21 protein-coding genes are annotated in these 23,125 nt (G+C 70.5%); 16 read left to right on the top strand and 5 right to left on the bottom strand.

Going from position 1 to position 23,125, the window contains the following annotated elements:
• Positions 1 to 504: 504 nt before the first annotated feature.
• The gene (locus tag ACTOQ1_RS20485; protein ID WP_440069315.1) at positions 505 to 3,720 is read right to left on the bottom strand and encodes a glycosyl hydrolase family 95 catalytic domain-containing protein; all 3,216 of its coding nucleotides are present in this window, start codon (positions 3,718 to 3,720) and stop codon (positions 505 to 507) included.
• Positions 3,721 to 4,187: 467 nt separating this feature from the next.
• Between ACTOQ1_RS20485 and ACTOQ1_RS20480 the strand changes: the two genes are divergently transcribed.
• The 12 genes from ACTOQ1_RS20480 to ACTOQ1_RS20425 all read left to right on the top strand — a co-directional run bounded on the left by ACTOQ1_RS20480 (position 4,188) and on the right by ACTOQ1_RS20425 (position 15,043).
• Positions 4,188 to 5,033, top strand: coding sequence for a fumarylacetoacetate hydrolase family protein (locus ACTOQ1_RS20480; RefSeq protein WP_362696908.1), 846 nt, complete (start codon positions 4,188 to 4,190; stop codon positions 5,031 to 5,033).
• Positions 5,030 to 6,406, top strand: a complete 1,377-nt coding sequence (locus ACTOQ1_RS20475) for an L-fuconate dehydratase (RefSeq protein ID WP_440069312.1) — start codon at positions 5,030 to 5,032, stop codon at positions 6,404 to 6,406. The genes ACTOQ1_RS20480 and ACTOQ1_RS20475 overlap by 4 nt, the downstream gene beginning before the upstream one ends.
• Entirely contained in the window at positions 6,399 to 7,145 is a 747-nt protein-coding gene (locus ACTOQ1_RS20470) for an SDR family NAD(P)-dependent oxidoreductase (protein WP_440069310.1), read from the top strand. Before ACTOQ1_RS20475 ends, ACTOQ1_RS20470 begins: the two co-directional genes overlap by 8 nt.
• A 65-nt stretch (positions 7,146 to 7,210) precedes the next feature.
• Positions 7,211 to 8,269 carry a sugar ABC transporter substrate-binding protein gene (locus ACTOQ1_RS20465; RefSeq protein WP_440069308.1) on the top strand — a complete coding sequence of 353 codons (1,059 nt, stop codon included), beginning with the start codon at positions 7,211 to 7,213 and terminating at the stop codon, positions 8,267 to 8,269.
• Positions 8,269 to 9,762 (top strand): sugar ABC transporter ATP-binding protein, encoded by a 1,494-nt coding sequence (locus ACTOQ1_RS20460; protein WP_440069306.1) that lies wholly within the window; start codon positions 8,269 to 8,271, stop codon positions 9,760 to 9,762. The genes ACTOQ1_RS20465 and ACTOQ1_RS20460 overlap by 1 nt, the downstream gene beginning before the upstream one ends.
• Positions 9,762 to 10,775 (top strand): ABC transporter permease, encoded by a 1,014-nt coding sequence (locus tag ACTOQ1_RS20455; protein WP_440069304.1) that lies wholly within the window; start codon positions 9,762 to 9,764, stop codon positions 10,773 to 10,775. The genes ACTOQ1_RS20460 and ACTOQ1_RS20455 overlap by 1 nt, the downstream gene beginning before the upstream one ends.
• 277 nt (positions 10,776 to 11,052) lie before the next feature.
• The gene (locus ACTOQ1_RS20450) at positions 11,053 to 11,988 is read left to right on the top strand and encodes an aldo/keto reductase (RefSeq protein WP_440069302.1); all 936 of its coding nucleotides are present in this window, start codon (positions 11,053 to 11,055) and stop codon (positions 11,986 to 11,988) included.
• Between the two features lie 92 nt (positions 11,989 to 12,080).
• Positions 12,081 to 12,683, top strand: a complete 603-nt coding sequence (locus ACTOQ1_RS20445) for a hypothetical protein (RefSeq protein WP_440069301.1) — start codon at positions 12,081 to 12,083, stop codon at positions 12,681 to 12,683.
• Positions 12,673 to 13,122, top strand: a complete 450-nt coding sequence (locus ACTOQ1_RS20440; protein WP_440069299.1) for a hypothetical protein — start codon at positions 12,673 to 12,675, stop codon at positions 13,120 to 13,122. The genes ACTOQ1_RS20445 and ACTOQ1_RS20440 overlap by 11 nt, the downstream gene beginning before the upstream one ends.
• 46 nt (positions 13,123 to 13,168) lie before the next feature.
• Complete coding sequence (locus tag ACTOQ1_RS20435) at positions 13,169 to 13,345, top strand: CGNR zinc finger domain-containing protein (protein ID WP_440069297.1); 177 nt, start codon at positions 13,169 to 13,171, stop codon at positions 13,343 to 13,345.
• A gap of 115 nt (positions 13,346 to 13,460) precedes the next feature.
• Positions 13,461 to 13,817: a YciI family protein gene (locus ACTOQ1_RS20430; RefSeq protein ID WP_440069354.1), complete on the top strand. Its 357-nt coding sequence runs from the start codon at positions 13,461 to 13,463 to the stop codon at positions 13,815 to 13,817.
• A gap of 8 nt (positions 13,818 to 13,825) precedes the next feature.
• Entirely contained in the window at positions 13,826 to 15,043 is a 1,218-nt protein-coding gene (locus tag ACTOQ1_RS20425; protein ID WP_440069295.1) for an RNA polymerase sigma factor, read from the top strand.
• Position 15,044: 1 nt separating this feature from the next.
• Here the strand turns inward: ACTOQ1_RS20425 and ACTOQ1_RS20420 are convergent, their stop codons facing one another.
• The 4 genes from ACTOQ1_RS20420 to ACTOQ1_RS20405 all read right to left on the bottom strand — a co-directional run bounded on the left by ACTOQ1_RS20420 (position 15,045) and on the right by ACTOQ1_RS20405 (position 18,922).
• Positions 15,045 to 15,719 carry a FadR/GntR family transcriptional regulator gene (locus tag ACTOQ1_RS20420; RefSeq protein ID WP_440069293.1) on the bottom strand — a complete coding sequence of 225 codons (675 nt, stop codon included), beginning with the start codon at positions 15,717 to 15,719 and terminating at the stop codon, positions 15,045 to 15,047.
• A gap of 37 nt (positions 15,720 to 15,756) precedes the next feature.
• Complete coding sequence (locus ACTOQ1_RS20415) at positions 15,757 to 16,776, bottom strand: MBL fold metallo-hydrolase (protein ID WP_440069291.1); 1,020 nt, start codon at positions 16,774 to 16,776, stop codon at positions 15,757 to 15,759.
• Between the two features lie 120 nt (positions 16,777 to 16,896).
• The gene (locus ACTOQ1_RS20410; RefSeq protein ID WP_440069289.1) at positions 16,897 to 18,054 is read right to left on the bottom strand and encodes a steroid 3-ketoacyl-CoA thiolase; all 1,158 of its coding nucleotides are present in this window, start codon (positions 18,052 to 18,054) and stop codon (positions 16,897 to 16,899) included.
• A gap of 259 nt (positions 18,055 to 18,313) precedes the next feature.
• Positions 18,314 to 18,922 carry a TetR family transcriptional regulator gene (locus ACTOQ1_RS20405; protein WP_440069352.1) on the bottom strand — a complete coding sequence of 203 codons (609 nt, stop codon included), beginning with the start codon at positions 18,920 to 18,922 and terminating at the stop codon, positions 18,314 to 18,316.
• Between the two features lie 298 nt (positions 18,923 to 19,220).
• On the opposite strand from ACTOQ1_RS20405, the gene ACTOQ1_RS20400 reads away from it, so the two are divergent.
• From ACTOQ1_RS20400 to ACTOQ1_RS20385, 4 genes are read left to right on the top strand one after another with little or no spacing between them, the layout of a single operon-like run.
• A complete protein-coding gene (locus ACTOQ1_RS20400) occupies positions 19,221 to 20,306 on the top strand; it encodes an acyl-CoA dehydrogenase family protein (RefSeq protein ID WP_440069287.1) in 1,086 nt (361 codons plus the stop codon).
• Positions 20,306 to 21,460, top strand: coding sequence for an acyl-CoA dehydrogenase family protein (locus ACTOQ1_RS20395; protein ID WP_440069285.1), 1,155 nt, complete (start codon positions 20,306 to 20,308; stop codon positions 21,458 to 21,460). The genes ACTOQ1_RS20400 and ACTOQ1_RS20395 overlap by 1 nt, the downstream gene beginning before the upstream one ends.
• On the top strand, positions 21,457 to 22,683 hold the full coding sequence (locus tag ACTOQ1_RS20390) for a bifunctional MaoC family dehydratase N-terminal/OB-fold nucleic acid binding domain-containing protein (protein WP_440069283.1): 1,227 nt from the start codon (positions 21,457 to 21,459) through the stop codon (positions 22,681 to 22,683). The genes ACTOQ1_RS20395 and ACTOQ1_RS20390 overlap by 4 nt, the downstream gene beginning before the upstream one ends.
• On the top strand, positions 22,683 to 23,093 hold the full coding sequence (locus tag ACTOQ1_RS20385) for a MaoC/PaaZ C-terminal domain-containing protein (RefSeq protein WP_440069281.1): 411 nt from the start codon (positions 22,683 to 22,685) through the stop codon (positions 23,091 to 23,093). The genes ACTOQ1_RS20390 and ACTOQ1_RS20385 overlap by 1 nt, the downstream gene beginning before the upstream one ends.
• Positions 23,094 to 23,125: the final 32 nt, after the last annotated feature.

Here is a 23,125-nt window from a genome sequence, read left to right as displayed (position 1 = left end):
TGCGAGCCGGGTCGGCGTTCTCGTGACGCGATGACGCGGTTCATTGTCGGTACGGCCTTGGGGGTGCGGTCAGCGGCGTACCCCACCCGTTCGCTGAGAATCCATCGCGAACGTGGCGATCGCGGGACTTTCCGATGTTCCCGCCTTCCGTCCGGGGCACGCCGACTCGCCAAGCGCTTGATCGGACGCTCGGCGAGTCATCTTTCTGAAACGTGTTCTATTACGGGAGGGGAACCCCGTCAAGTCAGGACCTCGGACCACGGCCGCGGGCCCCTCGCGCGGTGGCCGGAGGGCACTCCGCGTGACGACCTCCGGCACTCCGCGCGATGCCCGCCGGGCGCTCCGCGCGACGCTTCCGACCCTCCGCGCGGCGGCTATCGGCCACCCGCACGGCCGTGAGGCCCGGGACGCGTGGGTGCGTCCCGAGCCTCACGGGGATTCAGAACCGGTTCCTACGGAGGAGACGGGGGAACCGGGGGCGGACCGCGTACGGGAGCGCCGGGATCAGAACGCGATGTCGCGCCAGGTGCCCACCTCCGCGGCGGTCAGGGCCCTGGGCAGGATGGCCATGCGGTCGACCGCGCCGCTCAGACGCTGGCCGCCGTCCTGGTCGGCGCCGAAGCGCAGCGGCCGGGAGGTGCAGCCGGTGATGCCGTCGTTGGTGGCCGTGCCGCCGCCGACCCGGGTGCCGTCGACGTAGGCGTTGATCACGCCGTTGCGGTCCATGGTGACGACGAGGTCGATGTAGCGGCCGGTCGGGATCGTCCCGCTCAGCCCCACGTTCTGCCCGGCGCCGATGAAGCGCAGGGTGTTGGAGGGGGTGAGGTCGACGATGATCCCGTCGGTGCCCGGGTTGCCGCCGGGCTGGGAGTCGAAGAGCCGCCGGTAGCCGGTCCCCTCGATCTTGACCTCGGCCGCGAACGTCGCTTCGGGCAGGTAGCCCAGCAGGGTGTTCCCTGTGGTGAGGTAGGTCGAGCCGTTCAGGACCAGCCCGCTGCCGCTCGGGGCCTCGGTGTCGTAGGTCGCGCCGCCGACGACGGTGGCGTTCCTGCCGCTGCCGGAGGTGTCGGTGACGGTCGTGCCCGACGTCGGGTCCCAGGCGACGACGGCCCGGTCCGCCGGGGGAGAGACGCACGGGTTGAGGCCGACGGCCGCCGAGCTGCCGGCCTTCCAGCCGCTTCCCGACAGCTCCGCCGCGACCCGCGCTGACCTGGTCCCGTTCGCGGGACCGACGGCCACCGAGAACGAGAAGGTCTTCGGGCCGCCCGGCGAGACGGCGGGCACCTCGATCGAGGTGGGGACGGCGGTCCAGCCCTGCGGCAGGGCGAGGGCCAGCGTGCCGGCGGGCACGTTCTCCCGGCCGGTCGCGGTGACGGTGACGGTGACCGGGATCGACTCGTCGGCGCCCGCGACGACCGGGGCGGTGATCTTGACGGTCACCTCGTTGACGAGCGTGTAGGACCTGCCCGCCTTGGCGTCGATGGTGACGACGTCACCGTCGCGGCGCGGGGTGATCGTCCGGCCACGCTCGTCCTCGACGTGGTAGCGGCCACCGATCATGGCGGCGCGGACCTTGAGGGGGCCGGACGTCCCGGCGTGCACGGTGACCCTGTCGGCGTTGCCGTCCTTCCACGAGGCGTCCACGGTCACGTCGCCCCGGGCGCGCAGGCCGGTGACCGACCCGGTGGGCCAGGCCGACGGCAGCGCGGGCAGCACGTGCACGGTGTCGTGCTGGCTCTGCAGCAGCATCTCGGCGATGCCGGAGGTCGCGCCGAAGTTGCCGTCGATCTGGAACGGCGGGTGGGTGTCCCACAGGTTGTCCAGCGTGGAGCCCTTGAGCTGCTCGCTGAGCATCTTGTGCGAATGGTCGCCGTCCAGCAGGCGGGCCCAGAAGTTGACCTTCCACGCCTTGCTCCAGCCGGTGCCGCCGTCGCCCCGCGCGGTGAGCGAGATCTTGGCCGCCTCGGCCTCCGGGGTGCCGGCCGTGATCTGCCGTCCGGGGTGCAGGGCGAACAGGTGGGAGACGTGCCGGTGGGTGTTGCCCCGGTCGTCCAGGTCCTCCTTCCACTCCTGGAGCTGTCCCCAGGAACCGATCCTGATGCCCGGGTCGAGCCTGTCCAGCGCGGCCTTCACCTCGGCCTGGAAGGCCTTGTCGGTCTTCAGCTCCTTCGCCGCCTCCAGGGTGTTGGTCAGCAGGTCGAAGACGATCTGCTGGGACATCGAGGCGCCCGCCGTGAAGTCGCCCTGCTCGGGGGAGTAGCTGGGGGAGACCACCAGTTTGCCGTCACGCGGGTCGGTGTAGAGGGTGTCCAGCCAGAACTCGGCCGCGCCCTTCATCACCGGGTACGCGGTCTTGCGCAGGTACTTGGTGTCGCCGCTGAAGCGGTAGTGGTCGTACATCTGCTGGGTCACCCACGCCGCCGCGTCGGGGAACCAGAACGAGGTGGCCCAGTTGTGCACGCCGGTGAAGCCGAACGGGTTGGTCTCGTTGTGCACCACCCAGCCGCGCGCCCCGAACATCTCCTTCGCGGTCTTCTGCCCGGGGGCGACCATCGACCGGATGTAGCTGTCGTACGGCTCGGTCGTCTCGGCGAGGTTGGTCTGCTCGGCGAGCCAGTAGTTCATCTGCAGGTTGATGTTGACGTGGTAGTCGGCCGACCAGGGGGGATTGGTGGAGTTGTTCCACACGCCCTGCAGGTTGGCCGGGAGCGACCCCTCCCTGGAGGAGGCGATCAGCAGGTAGCGGCCGTAGGCGAAGAACATCGCCTCCAGCGCCCGGTCGTCGGTCGAGGCGCCGCCGGTGTACGCCGCGCGCAGCCTGTCCGTCGGGATGGCCGGGGTCTTCTGCCCGAGGTCCAGCTCGACCCGGTCGAACAGCTTGCGGTAGTCGGCCTGGTGCTCGGACCTGAGCTCCTCGTACGACTTGCGGGAGGCCCTGTCGACCGCCTTGGTCACCTTGGCGTGCGGGTCCACGGTCCGGTAGGCCGGGTAGACGTCGGAGTAGTCGGTGCCCGCCGACAGCACGAACACCGCGCTGTCGGCGCCCGTGACGGTGATCTTGTCGGTGCCGTCGGTGCGGGTGCCGCCCTGGGTGATCACCTGGACCTGCGACTCGAACCTCATGCCGTTGTCGGCGAGCACGCCCTTGACGGTGAGGCGGCCCTTGGAGACCGAGACCTGCTTGTCGTCACGAGGCGAGGAGGTGCGCAGCGTGAAGGAGACCTTGCCGCGCTCACTGGCGGAGACCTTGCCGACGACGACGTTGCCGGGATGGCTGGCGAAGTACTCGCGGGAGTGGGTCACCCCGTTCGCGGTGTAGCCGACCCTGGCGACCGCGTCGCGCAGGTCCAGCTCCCGGCGGTAGCCGGTGGCGGTGTTCTCGGTGTTCTCGGTCATGTCCAGCCAGAGGTCCCCGAAGGTCTGGTAGGCGCCGAAGCCGCTCTTGGGCTGGCCGAGCTTGGCCGCCACCGCCTCGGGGGACATCTTGCCGTCGCGGTCGATCTGCGCCCTGACCTCGGCGATCGCGTTCGGCCTGGGGGAGGTCCAGTTGCCGAAGTCGTAGCCGTTCGCGCCGGGTCCGCCGGTCCACAGGGACTTCTCGTTGAACTGGATCTGCTCGCTGTTCACGCCGCCGAACACCATGGCGCCCAGCGCGCCGTTGCCGATCGGCAGTGCCTGCGTCTCCCAGTCGGTGGCCGGTTTGTCGTACCAGAGCGTCAAGTCATCGGGTGTATTTGGCATGGTCGTATTTGCTGACGGCTCCGCGTTGGCCGAGCTCTGGCCGTATAACCCGGTGGCGAGGGTGAGGGCGGCGAGGAGTGCGACGCCGAGACGACGTCGTGGAGGGCGGGGCAACGGATTCCTCCGATCACAGGGCGGGACTGTTTCAAGGAGATAGCACCGAAATTCCGCCGTAACAAGCCTCATCCTCCGATGTTTCTCGATGGTTGATCACTTTTGTGCCTCTCACCGCCGCGAACGTCCCAGATGATCCCTGTTTCCGTCCGCGCGAGGAAACCCGATGACTGGAGGTCAAAATTAGGACACGATCGAGCATTACCCCTGTCAGCTGCGGTTTCTCCTCGATAACGGATCGGACGTATCGGCCTGTGGGGGGTTGACACCGAGGTTCGGCGTCGTTCAGCATCACGAGACAAGACATCCGATGTATCAACGAAGGGTGCGGTGTGAAGCTGCTGCGAGTGGGACCCGTCGGCCAGGAGCGACCGGCCGTCCTGGACGGGGCCGGTAACCTCCGCGAAATCTCGGAAGCCGAGATCGACGGGGCTTTCCTCGCTTCCGGGGGAGTGGCTCGTGTCCGAGAGGCGCTGGAGCGGGACGAGCTTCCCGTGCTGGACGCCGAGGGGTTGCGGATCGGCGCCCCGATCGCGCGACCAGGGAAGATCGTGTGCGTCGGGCTCAACTACCGCGACCACGCGGAGGAGACGAACGCCGCGATCCCGGCCGAGCCGATCATCTTCATGAAGGCTCCCAACACGATCGTCGGGCCCGACGACGAGGTGCTCATCCCCAGGGACAGCGTGAAGACCGACTGGGAGGTCGAGCTGGCCGTCGTCATCGGCGAGACGGCCCGCTACGTCGAGACGCACGAGGAGGCGCTGTCCAAGATCGCGGGCTACGCCATCTCCAACGACGTCTCCGAGCGCGAGTTCCAGCTGGAGCGCGGCGGCCAGTGGGACAAGGGGAAGTCCTGCGAGACCTTCAACCCGCTCGGCCCCTGGCTGGTCACCCCCGACGAGATCGCCGACCCGCAGGCCCTGGGTCTGCGCCTGTGGGTGGACGGCACGCGGTTCCAGAACGGCGACACCAAGAACATGATCTTCACGGTGGCGGAGGTCGTCCGTTATCTCAGCCGCTTCATGGTCCTCGAACCCGGCGACCTCATCAACACCGGCACCCCGGCGGGCGTCGCGCTCGGCCTGCCCGGCACGCCGTACCTGCGCGCCGGGCAGGTCGTGGAGCTGGAGATCGACGGCCTCGGGCGCCAGCGGCAGACCGTGGGGCAGGCATGAGCGACAGGATCGACACCCGCGAGGACGCGCCGGTCGAAGCCGTCGTGGCCGAGGCGGCGGAGGGGGTTCCGGCCGGGGTCGGCGCGTACCGCATCACCTCGATGGAGACCCACGACATCCGCTTCCCCACCTCGCTGGAGCTCGACGGCTCCGACGCGATGAACCCCGACCCCGACTACTCGGCCGCCTACCTGATCCTGCGGACCGACGACGGGTTCGAGGGCCACGGCTTCGCCTTCACCATCGGGCGCGGCAACGAGGTGCAGACCGCCGCGATCAGGGCCCTGGAGCCGTACGTGCTCGGCAGGGACGTCGAGGACATGGGCGCGCTCTGGAAGGACATGGTCCACGACTCCCAGCTGCGCTGGCTCGGCCCGGAGAAGGGCGTCATGCACATGGCGATCTCCGCCGTGGTCAACGCGCTCTGGGACCTCAAGGCCAAGCGGGCGGGCAGGCCGCTCTGGCTGCTGCTGGCCGAGATGTCCCCCGAGGAACTCGTCGAGCTGGTCGACTTCCGCTACCTCACCGACGCGCTCACCCCGCAGGAGGCGCTGGAGATCCTGCGGGCCGCCGAGCCCGGCAGGCGCGAGCGCGTGGCCCACCTGCGCGAGCACGGCTACCCGGCCTACACGACCTCCCCGGGGTGGCTCGGCTACGGCGACGACAAGCTGCGCCGCCTGTGCAAGGAGGCGATGGACGAGGGCTTCACCCAGATCAAGCTGAAGGTCGGCGCCGACCTGGAGGACGACAGGCGGCGGATGCGCATCGCCCGCGAGACCTGCGGCGAGGACTTCCCCATCGCGATCGACGCCAACCAGCGCTGGGACGTCGACTCCGCCATCGCCTGGGTGAACGCCCTCGCGGAGTTCCACCCGCACTGGGTGGAGGAGCCGACCAGCCCCGACGACGTGCTCGGCCACGCCGCCATCGCCCGGGGCATCGCGCCCATCCCGGTGGCCACCGGCGAGCACGTCCAGAACCGCATGGTCTTCAAGCAGCTCCTGCAGGCCGGCGCGATCTCCTACCTGCAGATCGACGCGGCCCGCGTCGCGGGCGTGAACGAGAACGTCGCGATCCTGCTGCTCGCCGCCAAGTTCGGCGTCCCGGTCTGCCCGCACGCGGGCGGGGTCGGCCTGTGCGAGCTGGTGCAGCACCTGTCGATGTTCGACTACGTCGCGGTCAGCGGCTCGATGGAGGGCAAGGTGATCGAGTACGTCGACCACCTCCACGAGCACTTCGTCGATCCCGTGGTGATCGAGAACGGCGCCTACGCCGCGCCGAGCCGGCCCGGTTTCGGGGCGGCCATGCACGCCGCCTCCATCATCGACTACACCTATCCCAACGGTCCGGTATGGAGGTCCCTCAATGGGTGAGTTCGACGGCCTGCGCGCCCTGGTCACCGGTGGCGGCTCCGGCATCGGCCTGGCCACCGCCACCCTGCTGGCCGAGCGGGGCGCGAGGGTGGCCTCCCTCGACATCAACGTCTCCGGCGGCCCGTTCGTCGAGGTCAGGGCGGACGTCACCGACGAGGAGGCGGTCAACGCTGCCGTCGCCCAGGCCGTCGAGCGGCTCGGCGGCCTGGACATCCTGGTCAACAACGCCGGGATCGGCGCCGCCGGGACGATCGAGGACAACCCCTACGAGGAGTGGTCCAGGGTCCTGGACGTCAACGTCCTGGGCATCGTCCGGGTCACCCGGGCGAGCCTGCCGCACCTGCGCCGCTCGGCGCACGCCGCGATCGTCAACACCTGCTCGATCGCGGCGACGGCGGGACTGCCCCAGCGGGCGCTCTACAGCGCGTCCAAGGGGGCCATCCAGTCGCTGACCCTGGCGATGGCGGCCGACCACGTCCGCGAGGGCATCCGGGTCAACTGCGTCAACCCCGGCACCGCCGACACCCCCTGGGTGCAGCGCCTGCTCGACGCGGCCGAGGACCCGGAGGCCGAGCGGGCGGCCCTGGAGGCCCGCCAGCCGATGGGCCGCCTGGTGAGCGCCCCGGAGGTCGCCGCGGCGATCGCCTACCTCGCGAGCCCGCTCGCGGCGGCCACCACCGGCACGGTCCTGGCCGTGGACGGCGGGATGCAGGGGCTCAGGCTCCGGCCGAAGCCATGACCGGGATCCCTGCATCGGTCGAGAAATGATTCACCCCCCATACAGCTTTGAATCGAGGCAACGGTATGAAAATCGGACCCGCGGCGACAGGTGCGGCACTGCTCGCGATCTCCTTCACCCTCTCCGCCTGCGGATCGTCGGAACCCACCACCGCGGCCCAGCCCGGCGCTGACGCGGCCGCCGCCCCCACGGGCGCCAAGGTCGGGATCGACTTCCCCCGCGCCGACTCCGACTTCTGGAACTCGTACAACAAGTACGTCCCCCAGATGGCGACCGAGCTGGGCGTCGACCTGATGCCGCCGACGAACTCGCAGAACGACGTGGCAAAGCTGGTCGCCAACGTCCAGGCCCTGACCGGCCAGGGCGCCAAGGTGATCGTCATGGCCCCGCAGGACACCGGTGCCATCGCCTCCACGCTGCAGTCGCTGGAGGGCAGGAACATCCCCGTCGTCACCGTGGACACCCGCCCCGACAAGGGCAAGGTCTACATGGTCGTGCGGGCCGACAACAAGGCGTACGGCACGAAGGCGTGCGAGTTCCTCGGCGAGAAGCTCGGCGGCAAGGGCAAGGTCGTCCAGCTCATGGGCGCGCTCTCGTCGATCAACGGCCGCGACCGGGCCGAGGCGTTCCGCGGCTGCATGAAGGACAAGTTCCCCGGCATCACGGTCTTCGAGGAGCCCACCGAGTGGGAGGGCACGAAGGCCGCCTCCATGCTCCAGACCCGTCTCGAGCAGCACCCGGACATCAAGGGCGTCTACATGCACGCCGGAGGCGTCCACCTGGCCCCCACCCTCCAGGTGCTCAAGGCCAAGGGCCTGATCGTGCCGCCGGAGGACCCCAAGCACGTCTTCGTGATCTCCAACGACGGCATCCCGCAGGAGTTCGAGGCGATCCGCAAGGGCGAGATCGACGCCACGGTCTCCCAGCCGGCCGACCTCTACGCCAAGTACGCGCTCTTCTACGCCAAGGCCGCGGCCGAGGGCAAGACCTTCCAGCCCGGCCCGACCGACCACGACAGCACGATCATCCAGCTGCCGAACGGTCTCGAGGACCAGCTCCCCGCTCCCCTGGTCACCAAGGAGAACGTGGACGACCAGGCTTTCTGGGGTAACCAGGTCAAGTGATGACATCTTCCGTCAAGGCAGTCGAGGCGCTTGGGATCACCAAGCGCTTCGGCCCGACCACCGCGCTCAACGGTGCCGGGATCGCCATCACCGAGGGGGAGACGCACGCGCTCGTCGGCAGGAACGGCGCGGGCAAGTCCACGCTGGTGTCGATCCTGACCGGGCTCCAGCGTCCCGACGAGGGCGAGGTCCGCTTCGCCGGGCGGCCCGCGCCGCCGCCGGCCGACCGGGACGCCTGGCGGCAGAGGGTCGCGTGCGTCTACCAGAAGTCGACGATCATCCCCACCCTGTCCGTCGCGGAGAACCTCTTCCTGAACCGCCAGACAGAGCGGGGCATGATCAGCTGGCGGAGCCTTCGCACGCGGGCCCGCCGGCTGCTGGAGCAGTACGGCGTGGACGTCGACGCGGAGACCATGGCCGGAGACCTGGGGGTCGAGCAGCGCCAGCTGCTGGAGATCGCCAGGGCGCTGTCGTTCGGCGCCCGGTTCATCATCCTGGACGAGCCCACCGCGCAGCTCGACGGCCCGGCCATCCAGCGGCTCTTCGACCGGATGCGCTCCCTGCGGGAGCAGGGCGTCACGATGATGTTCATCTCCCACCACCTGGAGGAGGTGTACGAGATCTGCCAGAGCGTCTCGGTGTTCCGCGACGCCCGGCACATCGTCACCGCCCCGGTCGGCGACCTGCCCCACGACCGGCTCGTGGACGCGATGACCGGCGAGGCCACCGCCGCCTACGAGTACCGCACCCGGACGGTCGCCCCCTCGGCCCCCGTGGTGCTGTCCGCGCGGTCGCTCAGCCTCGCCGGGCGCTACGAGGACGTGGACCTCGCCGTCAGGGCGGGGGAGATCGTCGGTCTCGCCGGTTCCGGCAGCAGCGGCAAGGTCGGTCTCGCCGAGACCCTGGTCGGCCTGCACCGGGCCGACACCGGGACGGTGACCGTCAACGGCACCGACATCAGGCAGGGCGACGTGCCCTCCGCGCTCCGCGCCGGGCTCGGGTTCGTCCCCCAGGACAGGCACCACCAGGGTTTCGTGCCGCTGCTGTCGATCGCCGAGAACGCGACCATCCCGATCGCCCACAAGCTCGGCCGCTACGGCGTGGTCTCCCCGGCCCGCCGCCGCGAGCGCGGCACCCGGATGATCGACCTGCTGGACATCAAGACGACGGGCCCCGACCAGCAGGTGGCCGACCTGTCCGGCGGCAACGCCCAGAAGGTGGTGCTGGCCAGGGCGCTCGCCGACGACCCGAACGCGCTCGTGGTCATCAACCCGACCGCCGGGGTGGACGTCAAGGCGAAGCACTCCCTGCTCGGTGCCGTGGAGGACGCGGCCGAGCGGGGGGCGGGGGCCGTACTGGTCTCCGACGAGCTCGACGACCTGCGAATCTGCGATCGCGTCCTCGTCATGTTCCACGGCAGGATCGTCAAGGACGTGCCGCGCGGCTGGACCGACAACGAGCTGGTGGCGGCGATGGAAGGTATCGACCACTAATGACCACGACAAAGACCCCCCCGCCCGTGCTGGCGGCCCCGCAGGGCCGTCGCATCCAGCTCGGGCGGTTCCGCGACCTCACCCTGGTCCCGGTGATCGTCGTTCTGCTGATCGCCGGCTCCTTCGTGGACCCGGTCTTCCTCACCACGGGCAACCTGACCAACGTGCTGCAGCAGCAGTCGGCCCTGGCGCTGGTGGTCCTCGCCGAGGCGTTGATCCTGATCGCGGGCAAGTTCGACCTGTCGCTGGAGTCCACGGTCGGCATGGCGCCCGCCGTCGGCGTGATGCTGGTCATCCCGGTGGCGGCCGGAGGGTTCGGCCTGGAGCTGCCCGCCATCCTGGCCATCCCGCTGTGCCTGCTGGTCGGCGGCCTGATCGGCGCCTTCAACGGCTTTTTGATCCTGCGGTTCCAGCTGTCGGCCTTCATCGTCACGCTGGCCATGATGATCGTCGTGCACGGCCTCCAGCTGGGCCTCACCCAGGGCAAGAGCCTGTTCGAGCTGCCCGAGTCGTTCCTCTACCTCGGCAGCGCCCGCTGGCTCGGCCTGCCGGCGGCCATCTGGATCACCGGCGTCCTCTTCGCGGTGGCCATCGTCGCCCTCGGCTACTTCCGGGGCGGCCGCTCGCTCTACGCCATCGGCGGCAACGCCGACGCCGCCCGCGCGGCCGGCATCAGGGTCGAGCGGGTCGTCTGGGTCGTCTTCGTCATCGGCGGGATCGTCGCCGCGCTCGCCGGAGTGCTGGAGACCGGCCGGCTGGGCGGCATCAGCGCCAACCAGGGCGTCGGCTGGATCTTCATGGCCTTCGCCGCGGCCGTCATCGGCGGCGTCAGCATGGACGGCGGCAAGGGGACGATCCTCGGCGCGCTCACCGGCGTCCTGGTGATCGGCCTCGTCGAGAACATCCTGACCCTGAAGGGCGTCCCCGGAGAGTGGAAGCAGCTCGTCTACGGCTCGATCATCCTGGTCGCCCTGATGATCAGTCGCCTGGCGGGCGGCAAGGCCCAAGACTGACGCGGCCGCCTCGACGGGGGTGTGAGCCTTTGACGCAGGGGCGTGAGCCTTTGACAAGGGCGGGAGCCTTCGCCGGGGCGTGAGCCGCGTGGACGCGCGGCCCGTACGGGGACGTGAAGCCGTACGGGCGCGAGGCCTTCGCGAAACCATGAGGCCTTACGGGTGGTGGAGCCCGCACGGACACGTGTGGAAATGTATGACCACCCGCGAGACACGAAGCGATACAAATGCATCAAGCGGCATGAGAGCCATGAAGCCGTACAGAACGGAGCAAGCGGTGCAGGTCAGCAGATACGGCTTCGGTACGGCCCCGATCGGGAACCTGTTCTCGGAAGTTGGCGAGGACACGGCGCGCGCGGCGGTGGACGCGGCCTACGAGGCGGGGATCCGCCTGTTCGACACCGCGCCCCACTACGGGCTCGGCCTGTCGGAGCGGCGCCTCGGCGCCGCCCTGGCGGAGCGGCCCCGCGACTCCTACGCCCTGTCCACCAAGGTCGGCCGCCTGCTCGTGCCCGCCACCGGCGAGGGCCCCTCCGGCCGGGACGACCAGGGCTTCGACGTCCCCGCCGACCTGCGCAGGGTGTGGGACTTCTCGCGGGGCGGGGTGCTGCGGTCGCTGGAGGAGAGCCTGGAGCGGCTCGGTCTCGACGCGGTCGACATCGCCTTGATCCATGACCCGGACGACCACTGGGAGCAGGCCGTCTCCGAGGCGTACCCGGCCCTGGCCGAGCTGCGCGACCAGGGTGTCGTCAAGGCCGTCGGGGCCGGCATGAACCAGACGGGGATGCTCGCCCGGTTCGTCCGCGAGACCGATGTCGACATGGTCATGCTCGCCGGGCGCTACACCCTCCTCGACCAGTCGGGCGAGGACGAGCTGCTGCCGCTGTGCGCCGAGCGCGGTGTCGCGGTGCTCGCCGCCGGGGTGTTCAACAGCGGCCTGCTGGCCACCCACGACCCGTCGGGCACCTACGACTACGCCCCCGCCCCCGGCCCGCTCCTGGAGCGCGCCCGCCGCATCGCCGCCGTCTGCGAGCGTCACGGCGTCACCCTCCCCCAGGCGGCCCTCGCCTTCCCCCTGCGTCACCCCGCCGTCGCCAGCGTGGTCATCGGCGCCCGCTCCGCCGCCGAGGTGACCCGCAACGCGGAACTGACCGCCAAGCCCGTCCCCGAGGACCTGTGGGCCGACCTCGCCGCCGAGGGCCTCATCCCCTGAACGCACCGCAGCAGGGGAGCCCGAGATCCTGCTGATTCCCGATTTTGGAGCAGAATCAGGGAGTAGTATGAGGCGGGAAAGGAGGCCTCCTCATGGTTGATGCCAAGCCCGGGAAAGCTTCGGCGGGAGCGGTCAAAAAACGGAAGTATCGGGCGGCGTCGGCGGGGAGTGATCACGAGAGGGCCGGTGCGACGCAGACCCTTCGCAGGAAAGAGGTCGAGGAGCGGGCCGCACTGGCCCTGTTCGACCAGGCGCAGCGACTGGACGGAGTGGCCGCCAGCACCCACGAGGCCGACACTCGTGACACGGTCAGGGAAGTCGTTCACGACCTGCTCGCTTATGCCGAGCCGGTGCGAGCGACGGTCGCTGCCAAGATCCTTGGTGTTGACGAGAAGACGGTTCGCGCATGGGTCACGGAAGGGCTGCTCACGCAGGTCAGGGGAAAGCCACGACTGATGCTTGAGGCCGAACGCCTTTACGCCGTGGCGACCCTTGTCCAGGACCTGCGCCGGGTCGGCCGTACCCGCAATCTCGCCGAGGCCGTCTGGCACCGCCTGCAGGACCAGGAGCTTCTGGAGAGTGACCAACTGGCTGACAGTCTTCGGCAGATGAGCCAGGACGAGGGCCGCCCGTGGCGGGAGATCCGGGCGGAGTGGGGTTCCAGGAACTCGGAACCGGCCGCTGATGAAGACTGAGGCCTATCTCTCCGTTCTCGCGGAGAAGCAGGCCGAGACGTTGCGCGGAGCGGACCTGAGAGCCTTCGTCGCTTTCGTCGGTGATCTGGAAGCGCGAGGTTGCGCGGCTCTCGGCTATCGACTCACCGGAGAGCTTCCGGTGAACCGTCTGTGCGTCAAGCACTTGAGAGCGGCCATGCGCGTCGTGGTCGCGTTCGAGGGCCTGGGTCGTTCATGGATTCTGATGTTGGGACCTCATGACGAGCGCAACCGCACACATGACGTCTACACCTCGCTGTGGCAGGTGTGCGGGCTGCACGAACCGCCGGTGGGCGAGCGCACCAAGCCCGCTTGCTGTGATGGTGACGGCGCCGGCCCGAACCTGACGGAAATCGACGATCTGGTGGCTCGTTGTCGTGATCTTGCGAAGCCGTCTCGTCGGCGTGGGCGTGAGAACTGACCGCCACGATTACGTCGGCACCGGTCTGGTGTGTTCTATCGGATTTTTGACCGGCCCCCGGCGTGAGGATCTGCGGGCCTGCACCGCGCCGCGTTGCGTCCGCTACTTCGTCAAGAAGCACGGCCGGCAGGAGTGGTGCAAGCCGTCGTGCGGCAACCGGGCCCGAGCGGCGCGCCACTACCGCCGGCACTCCGCGGCCGACGCGGACGACTCCCGGCCCTGAGAACGCGGAAATTCTTCGTGGGACGGTCGCGCCCGGTGTCGATCCCGCCGGATGCCGTTCGTGTGATGGGTAGGAAGGCGGCCATGGGGTCGCACCGGTCCAGGAGGGACGCGTGATGAAACAGTATCTGCTCAGCGTTTACCAGCCCGACGGAGGTTCTCCCGGCCCCGAGGTGCTGGGGCCGATCGCCCGGAACCTGGAGATCCTGGAACAGGAGATGAAGGCCGCCGGCGTGTGGGTCTTCTCCGGCGGCCTTCATTCCCCGGACACGGCGACCGTGGTCCGGGTCAAGGACGGCGACACGCTCATGACCGACGGCCCGTACACCGAGGGCAAGGAACACCTCGGCGGGTTGACGGTCATCAGGGCGCCCGACCTCGACGCGGCGCTCGAATGGGGTCGCAGGCTCGCCCTGGCGATCGGCCTCCTCCCGATCGAGGTGCGGCCGTTCCAGGGCGAGGTGGACGGCTGACACCCGGCATGCCGGACGTTCCCGCTTCGGAGATCGACCGCGTGTTCCGCGCCGAGTACGGTCGCGCGGTCGCCGTCCTGGTGCGCCTCCTCGGTGACATCGACCTCGCCGAGGAGGCGGTCCAGGACGCGTTCACCGTGGCGGCGGGCCGGTGGCCCTCCACCGGCCTGCCACCGAGCCCGGCGGGGTGGATCATCACCACCGCCCGCAACAGGGCGATCGACCGCTTCCGCCGGGAGGCGACCCGCCAGGACCGCCACGCCCAGGCGGCCCTGCTGCACGCCGCCGACGAGCCTCTGGAGGAGGGCGCCGTGCGCGACGACCGGCTCCGCCTGATCTTCACCTGCTGCCATCCCGCGCTCGCCGCCAGCGCCCGGGTCGCGCTGACCCTGCGGCTGCTGGGCGGGCTCACCACCGCCGAGATAGCCAGGACCTTCCTGGTGCCCGAGCCGACCATGGCCCAGCGCCTGGTCCGGGCCAAGAACAAGATCCGGGACGCGGGGATCCCGTACCGTGTCCCGGCCGAGGCCGATCTCCCGGACCGGCTGCGGGCCGTCCTGGCCGTGGTGTACCTCATCTTCAACGAGGGCCACACGGCGAGTTCGGGCGAGCGGCTGGTCCGCGAGGACCTCTGCGCGGAGGCCATCCGGCTGGGACGGCTCCTGGCCGAGCTCATGCCCGGCGAACCCGAGGTCATGGGGCTGCTCGCGCTCATGCTGCTCGTCGACTCCCGCCGGGCCGCCCGCACCACGCCGGACGGCGACCTGGTGCTGCTGGCGGACCAGGACCGGGGCCGCTGGGACCGCGACCTGATCACCGAGGGCCAGGCCATCGTGCGGTGGTGCCTGCGGCGCGACCGGCCGGGTCCGTACCAGATCCAGGCCGCGATCAACGCCGTTCACGGCGACGCGCCGACCGCGGCCCTCACCGACTGGTGGCAGATCCTGGCACTGTACGACCTGCTCCTGGCCCTGACCCCCAACCCGGTGGTGGCCCTCAACCGCGCGGTCGCGGTGGCCGAGGTCGAGGGGCCGGCGGCGGCGCTCACCCTGGTCGACGGCCTCGACCTCGACGGCTACCACCTGTTCCACGCCGTCCGCGCCGACCTGCTCCGGCGCCTGGGCCGCACCACCGAGGCGGCGCGGGCCTACGAGGCGGCGATCGCCCGCACCGGCAACGCGGCCGAGCGCGACTTCCTGCGGCGCACCCGTCAGGCGCTCACCTGAGTCAGGCGAGGGCGCTGCGGAGCCACTCCTCGACGCCGGCGATGTGGACCGTGGCCCAGGCCCGCGCCACCTCCGGCTGGCGGGCGGCGATGGCGTCGCAGATCGCGGTGTGCTGCTCGCGGGTCTTCTCCAGGGCGTTCTCCTGGGTGAGGCCCCGCCAGATCCTGGCCCTGGTGGTGGGTCCCGAGAGGCTCTCGATGAGGGAGCACAGCACCGCGTTGCCCGAGCCCGCCGCGATGCGCTGATGGAACTCCAGGTCGTTGGCGACCAGCTGCTCGACGCTCGGGTCGGGAGGCAGCTCGTCGAGGATCTTGCGCAGCTCGGTGACCTCGGACTCGGACATGTGCGTCGCCGCCATCGCGGTCGCCGCGGGCTCCAGGATCCGCCGGACCTGGAAGAACTGCAGCACGGTGTCGTCCTGGTGGAAGTCGACCACGAACGACATCGCGTCGAGCAGCAGCCTCGGCTCCAGGCTGGTCACGTACGTGCCGTCGCCCTGGCGCACGTCCAGCACGTTGATCAGGGCCAGGGCTCTGACGGCCTCGCGCAGCGAGTTGCGCGACAGGCCGAGCCGATCGGCCAGGTCGGCCTCCTTGGGCAGCCTGCTGCCCGGGGCGAGCTCGCCAGACAGGATCATCTGCTTGATCTTGTCGATAGCGGCGTCGGTGACCGCCACTCTGCACCGTCCTCAGGTCGCGCCAGACATCCGATGTCTATGAGTGTATGGCGAACCGGACCGGATCCACTCCCATCACACGGCGGATGATTCCGCGAACCTCCAGCGTGCGCAGGTGGGCCGCGGCCTCTCCGGCCGCCATCCCGCGCAGTACGGGGGGGAAGTCCTCCCAAGGGCGATTCCAGGTCATACGTCCAGCTATCTCCCAAATGGTGAGAGGTCCCTCAGCCTCGGCGAGCAGGGCGGCCAGCCGTCGGAGCTTCTCCTCGTGGTGGACGACGATCTCCGTCGCTCGAGCCCCCGTGTCCTGAAATATCCATTCATGGGCGGGGAGGGCTTCGAGCCGGCCCAGGCCCTTCACCTTCTCCAGCGACTCCAGGAAGTCGCTGAGCGGATCCACGTCCGCGCGGTCGTACGGGTAGATCCCGATATGCGGCGTGATCGCCGGCAGCACGTGGTCCCCGGTGAAGATCCGGTCGGCGTCCTCAAGGTGCAGGCAGACGTGGCCGGGCGTGTGACCGGGCGTCCAGATCGTCCGGAGCCTGCGCCCCGGCAGGTCGATCAGGTCGCCGTCGGTGAGGACGCGGTCGGGTACCGCGGGCGGCTGCGGCCGGTTCCCCGTCACCTCCTCCACCTCGACGGTGCCCGCTCCCGCCCGGCGCAGCATGTCGGCCTGGAAGTCGCGGTGCGCGTCCCCCTGGAAGTTCCGCATGAACCCGATCAGCGCGGCGTCGGCCTCGTGCATGGCGATCCACGCGCCGGACTCCTCCCTGACCTGACCGGCCAGCCCGGCGTGGTCGGGATGGAAGTGGGTCACGACCACCCCGCGCACGTCGCGGACGTCCATGCCGACCGCCCCCAGCCCGTCGCGCAGCGCCAGCCACGCCTCGGGGGCGTTCCAGCCCGCGTCGACCAGCACGGGACCGGCGGGGGACTCGATCGCGTAGACGAGCGTGTAGCCGAGCGGGTTTCCCGGGATCGGGACGGGCACGCTCCACACCCCGCCGCCGGTGTCGAACGGGCGCTGCTCGCTGTACGGCCTGCGGAGGGATTTCAACGGTGGTGCTCCTTGTGCGGCCTACGGAGGGATTTCAATGGTGGTGCTCCTTGTGCGACGCCGCTCAAGAGCTCCAGGGGATCGGCGCCGTTCACGGCCGCCCCGGGGCGGCGATGCCGTTCAGAGGCGCTCCAGGATGGTCGCGGTCGCGAGCGCCCCGCCCGCGCACATCGACACCAGCGCGGTCGAGGAGTCGGACCGCTCGAGCTCGTGCAGGGCGGTGGTGATCAGTCGGGATCCGGTCGCTCCGACCGGATGGCCGAGCGCTATGGCGCCGCCGTTGACGTTGACCCGTTCCATGTCTGGCTTGTGCACCGATGACCAGGATAAGACCACCGAGGCGAAAGCCTCGTTCACCTCGAACCTGTCGATGTCGGCCGTGCTCATCCCGGTCGCGGCCAGCACCCTGGCGGTCGCGTCCACCGGCCCGTCCAGGTGGTAGTACGGCTCGGAGCCGACGAGCGCCTGGGCGAGGACGCGCGCCCGGGGCCGCAGGCCGTGCCGGGCGGCGGCCTCCTCGCTCATGAGGAGCACCGCCGCCGCGCCGTCGGAGATCTGCGAGGAGGTGCCCGCCGTGTGCATGCCGTCCTCGCCCATGACGGGCCTGAGCCCGGCCAGCCCCTCGACGGTGGTCTCGCGCAGTCCCTGGTCCCGGTCGACGACGCGGGTCTCGCCGGTGGGCTCCCCGTCCTGGCCGAGGACCGGCGCGGTCACCGCGACGACCTCCCGGTCGAAGCGCCCCTGGGCCCACGCCTCCGCGGCGAGACGCTGGGACCTGGCGCCGAACCGGTCGAGCCGCTCGCGGGTCAGCCCGCGCCGCCGCGCGATCCGCTCGGCGGCGGTGAACTGGTCGGGCAGGTCGATGGCCCAGTCGTCGGGCCGGGGGTTGGCGGGCAGCACGTTGGAGCCGAGCGGCGCCCGGCTCATCACCTCGACGCCGCAGGCCACGCCGACGTCGATGACCCCGGCCTGGATGAGCGCCGCGACCAGGTGCACCGCCTGCTGTGAGGAGCCGCACTGCGCGTCGACCGTGGTCACGCCCGTCTGGTACGGCAGCCCGGCGTAGAGCCAGGCGTGCCGCCCGACATGGCCGCCCTGCTCTCCGGCCTGCGTGACGCATCCGGCGAAAACCTGTTTCACGGCGGCGGGATCGATGCCCGATCTGCCGATCAGGCCGTTGAGCGCCGCGGCGAGGACCGCCTGCGGCTTCAGCCCGGCGAGCCATCCGTTGCGCCTGCCGATCGGGGTCCTCACGGCCTCGACGATCACCGCACCCATAACGATCTCCTCGCCATCCGGGTCGGAGCCCGCGGCCGCCGGGCGGCCGTTCCCGCCGGTCCGCCTGTTCGCGCGTCGCTCCAGAACGTCGCTCTAGTAGCTTCCGCCACCGACTGTAACGGGTTCTAGTTTCAGGCGGAAGGAGCGGCGGGGTTTCCGGTGGCAGGGGGCTCCGGCGAACAGCGCCCCCGATGGAACGAGACGTCCGGTGGGACGGGGCCTCCGGTGGAACGAGACGTCCGGTGGGGCGGGAGCGGACTCAGCCGGAGGGGGAGGGCCGGAAGTCGGCCAGCAGGCGTCCGGCGGCGATCTCGATGCGGCGCTGGATCTGCTCGTACGTGCGCCGGCCCCTGAGCATCTCCATGAGCTCGTGCACCCAGACGCTGGACAGCGAGCCCGCCAGGGCGAACTGCTCCTCGGTGGCGGTCTCGACGGTGAGGTCGTCCCCGGCGACGCGGAGCAGCAGACCCGCCATGCGGTCGCCGAACGGTATGTCGACATCGGCCATGATCAACGAGCGGATGAGCGCGTCGGCGAGCTCGGGCTCGCGCATCAGGCCCCGGGTGGCGCGCATCAGGACGTCGACGGCCCGGCCCGAGGCCGTGGTGGCGCTGGGCGGGCGGCGCTCGATGCTGGTCTCCAGGAGTTCGATCTCCTCGCCGACGACGGCGACGACGAGATCCATCTTGGAGGGGAAGTATCGGTAGAGCGTTCCGAGTGCGACCCCGGCACGCTCGGCGACGGTCCGCATCTGCATCGCCTCGACGCCGCCCCGCGAGGCGAGGGCGGCGGCGGCCTGGACGATGCGCTTGCGCCGCTGGTGCTGGCTCCTGGTGCGGACACCTGTGGACGCCGATTCGCTCTGCATGCCGGATGCCCCCTCGGTCGTGGCCGGATCGGCGTCGCTCGGGGCGTGCCTTCCGGTCCGGTGCGGGGTGACCGGCGTATCGGTGGTCACATGCGAGGTGCGCATGAGAACACGTTATCTGATTTCAGGATACTCCGATGGGTTACTCGCCAGTCACAAAGATGCCCCACGCTTACATGGCATATGCGGTGCGGCGGTTATGCAGTGACTTATTGCGATTAGCTGGCTCTGGACACAGAATAGAATCTGTTCTACTTTCCGGAAGGGCGAAGCGGCCGACAGAAACCCTGGAGTGCCAGTGGACTTCAATCTCGACGAGACACAGACCGACCTGCGCGAACTCGCGGTCGACCTCCTCGGCAAGGAGGTGACCTCGACCAGGCTCGAAGCCCACGAGAAGAGCGGCGCGTCCTACGACACCGCCCTGTGGCGTTCCCTCGCCGGGGCCGGGCTGCTCGGTGCCGTCCTGCCCGAGGAGGCCGGAGGCGCGGGGCTCGGACCGGTGGAGATGGCGGTCGTCCTGCGGGAGATCGGCGCCCACGTGGCCCCGGTCCCCGCCGAGCAGAGCCTGGTCGCGGCGCAGGTGATCACCAGGTACGGCTCCCGGGAGCAGCGCGAGGCGCTGGCCCCGCTGGCCGACGGCGAGATCTCACTGGCCGTCGCCCCCTCCGAGCCGGGGCGCGACCTCGCCGCCCCGCCGGTCACGACCGCCCGCAGGGACGGCACCGGATGGGTGCTGGACGGCGCCAAGGGCACGACGCCCTACGCCGCCCAGGCGGCGAGGATCCTGGTCCCCGCCGCCACCGCCGCCGGGGTCGGCCTGTTCCTGGTGGACCCGGCCCGGGCGGGCCTGCGGCCGGTGCCGACCTCCACCGGCGAACCCGCCGCCGCGCTCGCCCTGGAGGGCACCCCGGGCGAACTCGTCGGGGCCGAGGACGGTACGGCGGCCGACGGCCTGCGCAGGCTGGCGCTGGCCGGGAACATCGCCGTCACCTCCGGCGTGCTGGCCGGGGCGCTGGCGCTCACCACGGAGTACATCAGGACGCGCAAGCAGTTCGGCCGGGCGCTGGCCGAGTTCCAGGCGGTCACCGTGCAGATCGCCGACGTCTACATCGCCGGGCGGGCCCTGGACGTGGCCGTGTGGTCCGGAGCGTGGCGGCTGGCCGAGGGCGCGGACGAGGAGGCCGAGGCGGACCTGGCCGTCGGCGCGCTGACCGCGACCGACCAGGCGCTGCGGGCGCTCTACACCTGCCAGCACCTGCACGGCGGGATCGGCGTGGACGTGACCTACCCGCTGCACCGCTACTTCGCCTGGGGCAAGCACCACGCCCACCTGCTGGGCGGGGTGGAAGCCCGGCTCGACACGATCGGAGCGCTCGTCTGATGCTGATCGACCTGACTCCCGACCAGAAGAGGCTCCGCGACGAGCTGCGCGAGTACTTCCAGTCCTGTCTCACCGCCGAGGGACGCGCGCGGATCTCCGCCGACCCGTTCGGCCAGGCCTACATGGAGCACTGCCGTACCCTCGGCCGCGACGGCAAGCTCGGGCTCGGCTGGCCCAAGGAGTACGGCGGCGGCGGGTACGGCCCGCTGGAACAGCAGATCTTCGCCAACGAGATCGCCCGCGCCGAGGTGCCGTACCCGATCATCACCGTGCAGACCGTCGGCCCGACCCTCATGCAGTACGGGACGGCGGCGCAGAAGGAGTTCTTCCTGCCGCAGATCCTGGCCGGGGAGTGTCACTTCGCGATCGGCTACAGCGAGCCCGGGGCGGGCACCGACCTGGCGGCCCTGCGCACCACCGCGGTCCGCGACGGCGACCACTACGTCGTCAACGGGCAGAAGATCTTCACCTCGGGCGGCCACTACTCCCAGTACATCTGGCTCGCCGCCCGCACCGACCCGGACGCGAAGAAGCACCGCGGGATCACGATGATGATCGTCGACTGCTCCGACCCCGGCTACTCGTGGACCCCGATCATCACGATGGACGGGAACCACCACACCAACTCCACCTACTACTCCGACGTACGGGTGCCGGTGGAGATGGTCGTGGGGGAGGAGAACAAGGGCTGGGACCTGATCGTCAACCAGCTCAACCACGAGCGGGTCACGCTCGGCCCGGCGGGCAACCTCGCCCACACCTACGACCGGTTCCTGGCCTGGGCCCGCCGCACCGGCACGATCGAGGAGCCCGCGGTCCGCAGGGCGCTCGGCCAGGTCTACGCCTACTTCCGGACCAACGAGCTGCTGAACTGGCAGGTCGCGGCCAACATGGACCTCGGCTGGCTGGGCGCCCCCGACGCCTCGGCCACCAAGGTGTACGGCTCCGAACGGCTGCAGGACGTCGGCAGGATCGTCGGCGAGGTCCTGGCCCGCTTCGGCGACCCGTCGGACCCGGACACCGCGGACCTGATGCGGCGCGTCGACCGCGGCGCCAAGGGCGGGCTGGTGCTCACCTTCGGCGGCGGGGTCAACGAGGTCCAGCGCGAGCTCATCGCCATGCTCGGCCTGAGCCTGCCGAGGCCGCCCCGATGACCGAGACCCCTCCGACGAACCCGACCCCTCCGACGGATCCGTCTTCCGCGACGAACCCGGCCCCCACGACGGATCCGACCTCCGCGACGGCGGAGTCCGCCTCCCTGCACGAACGGCTCACCGCCCTGGCCGATCGGCAGATCGCCGAGGGCGAGGTGCTCGGCGTCGCGGAGGCGGACCCGGTGAACCTCCCGATGATCCGGCACTGGACCGACGCCATGGGCGACGCCAACCCGCTCTACACCGACCCCGAGGCCGCCGCCGCCGGAGTGCACGGGGGGATCGTGGCCCCACCGGCGATGATCCAGGTCTGGACCATGCCCGGCGTGGACGGGAGCAGGAGGAAGCGGCCGGGCACGCCGGTCGACGCCGTGCTCGCGATGCTGGACGGCAACGGCTACACCGGCGTGGTCGCCACCAACTGCGAGCAGACCTACCACCGCTACGTGAGGCTCGGCGAGTCCCTGGTTCCGGCCACCCGGCTGACCGGTATCACCGGGCCGAAGCGGACCGCGCTCGGTGAGGGCTACTTCGTCACCTGGAACGTCACCTGGTACGCCGGCGGCGAGGCCGTGGCCGACATGCTGTTCCGGGTGCTGAAGTTCCTGCCCAGGGAGCGGGCCCAGGGACCGGGCGAGGACGCGACCGCGACCGGCGGGAACGGGCTCACGCCCGCGAGGGACGCGCCCTCCCAGGCCGCGCCCTCCCAGACCGCGCCCGCTCAGGACGGACCCGCTCAGGACGGACCCGCTCAGGACGGACCCGCTCAGGACGGACCCGCTCAGGACGCGACCGCGACGCGCGGGGACGCGTCCCCGCGCACGCCGTACCCGCTGAGACCCGCGGTCAACGCCGACACCGCCTTCTTCTGGGAGGGGGTCGCCGCGGGCGAGCTGCGGATCCAGAAGTGCGCCGACTGCGGCGAGCTCCGCCACCCGCCGGGACCGGTCTGCCCCTCGTGCCGCTCGGCCGCCCGCACGTTCGTGACGGCGAGCGGCGAGGGCGAGGTGTACAGCTACGTCGTCCACCACAACCCGCCGGTTCCGGGACACCGGACACCTTTCGTGGTCGCCGTGGTGGAACTGCCGGAAGGTGTGCGGATCGTGGGCAACGTGGTGGACTGCGACGCTTCGCGGGTGGGTATCGGTATGCCGGTGCGCCTGACGTACCGCCGGATGGACGACGAGCTGATCCTGCCCATGTGGGTCCCCCTGGAGGCGTGATGCGGACACTTACCGACGACGAGGTGCGGGTCGGAGCTCCGCTTCCCGAGCTCGCGATCGATCTGAGCCCCACCGTGGTCGTGTCGACCGCGCTCGCGACCATGGACTTCACCCCCGTCCACCACGACGTCGAGGGTGCGAGGGCGCAGGGGTCGAAGGACATCTTCCTCAACATCCTGACCACCATGGGTCTCGTCGAGCGCTACGTCACCGACTGGGCCGGACCCGAGGCGATCATCCGTGGCATCAACGTCAAGCTCGGCGTCCCCGCGTACGCGGGCGACAGGCTGGCCTTCACCGGCAGCGTGGTCGCCTGCGAGGACGGCGAGTTCACCGTCGAGGTCCGCGGCGGGGTCAGCCTCGGCGACCACGTCTCGGGCACCGTCAGGTTCGCCCTCCCCTCCCGCTGACCGCGCCCCAGCGGCGGCGGACACGCGGACAC

Origin of the sequence: Streptosporangium sp. OZ121, from assembly GCF_051918885.1 — a bacterium.
GTDB lineage: Bacteria > Actinomycetota > Actinomycetes > Streptosporangiales > Streptosporangiaceae > Streptosporangium.
The sequence above is the reverse complement of the archived record's forward strand: the minus strand, read 5'-3'. Positions and strand labels throughout refer to the sequence as shown.

Coding starts and splice junctions, on each gene's coding strand:
- ACTOQ1_RS20440 (WP_440069299.1), top strand. CDS start 12,673: ATGAAGACTGAGGCCTATCTCTCCGTTCTCGCGGAGAAGCAGGCCGAG.
- ACTOQ1_RS20465 (WP_440069308.1), top strand. CDS start 7,211: ATGAAAATCGGACCCGCGGCGACAGGTGCGGCACTGCTCGCGATCTCC.
- ACTOQ1_RS20470 (WP_440069310.1), top strand. CDS start 6,399: ATGGGTGAGTTCGACGGCCTGCGCGCCCTGGTCACCGGTGGCGGCTCC.
- ACTOQ1_RS20475 (WP_440069312.1), top strand. CDS start 5,030: ATGAGCGACAGGATCGACACCCGCGAGGACGCGCCGGTCGAAGCCGTC.
- ACTOQ1_RS20430 (WP_440069354.1), top strand. CDS start 13,461: ATGAAACAGTATCTGCTCAGCGTTTACCAGCCCGACGGAGGTTCTCCC.
- ACTOQ1_RS20395 (WP_440069285.1), top strand. CDS start 20,306: ATGCTGATCGACCTGACTCCCGACCAGAAGAGGCTCCGCGACGAGCTG.
- ACTOQ1_RS20385 (WP_440069281.1), top strand. CDS start 22,683: ATGCGGACACTTACCGACGACGAGGTGCGGGTCGGAGCTCCGCTTCCC.
- ACTOQ1_RS20455 (WP_440069304.1), top strand. CDS start 9,762: ATGACCACGACAAAGACCCCCCCGCCCGTGCTGGCGGCCCCGCAGGGC.
- ACTOQ1_RS20405 (WP_440069352.1), bottom strand. CDS start 18,922: ATGCAGAGCGAATCGGCGTCCACAGGTGTCCGCACCAGGAGCCAGCAC.
- ACTOQ1_RS20460 (WP_440069306.1), top strand. CDS start 8,269: ATGACATCTTCCGTCAAGGCAGTCGAGGCGCTTGGGATCACCAAGCGC.
- ACTOQ1_RS20410 (WP_440069289.1), bottom strand. CDS start 18,054: ATGGGTGCGGTGATCGTCGAGGCCGTGAGGACCCCGATCGGCAGGCGC.
- ACTOQ1_RS20425 (WP_440069295.1), top strand. CDS start 13,826: ATGCCGGACGTTCCCGCTTCGGAGATCGACCGCGTGTTCCGCGCCGAG.
- ACTOQ1_RS20390 (WP_440069283.1), top strand. CDS start 21,457: ATGACCGAGACCCCTCCGACGAACCCGACCCCTCCGACGGATCCGTCT.
- ACTOQ1_RS20445 (WP_440069301.1), top strand. CDS start 12,081: ATGGTTGATGCCAAGCCCGGGAAAGCTTCGGCGGGAGCGGTCAAAAAA.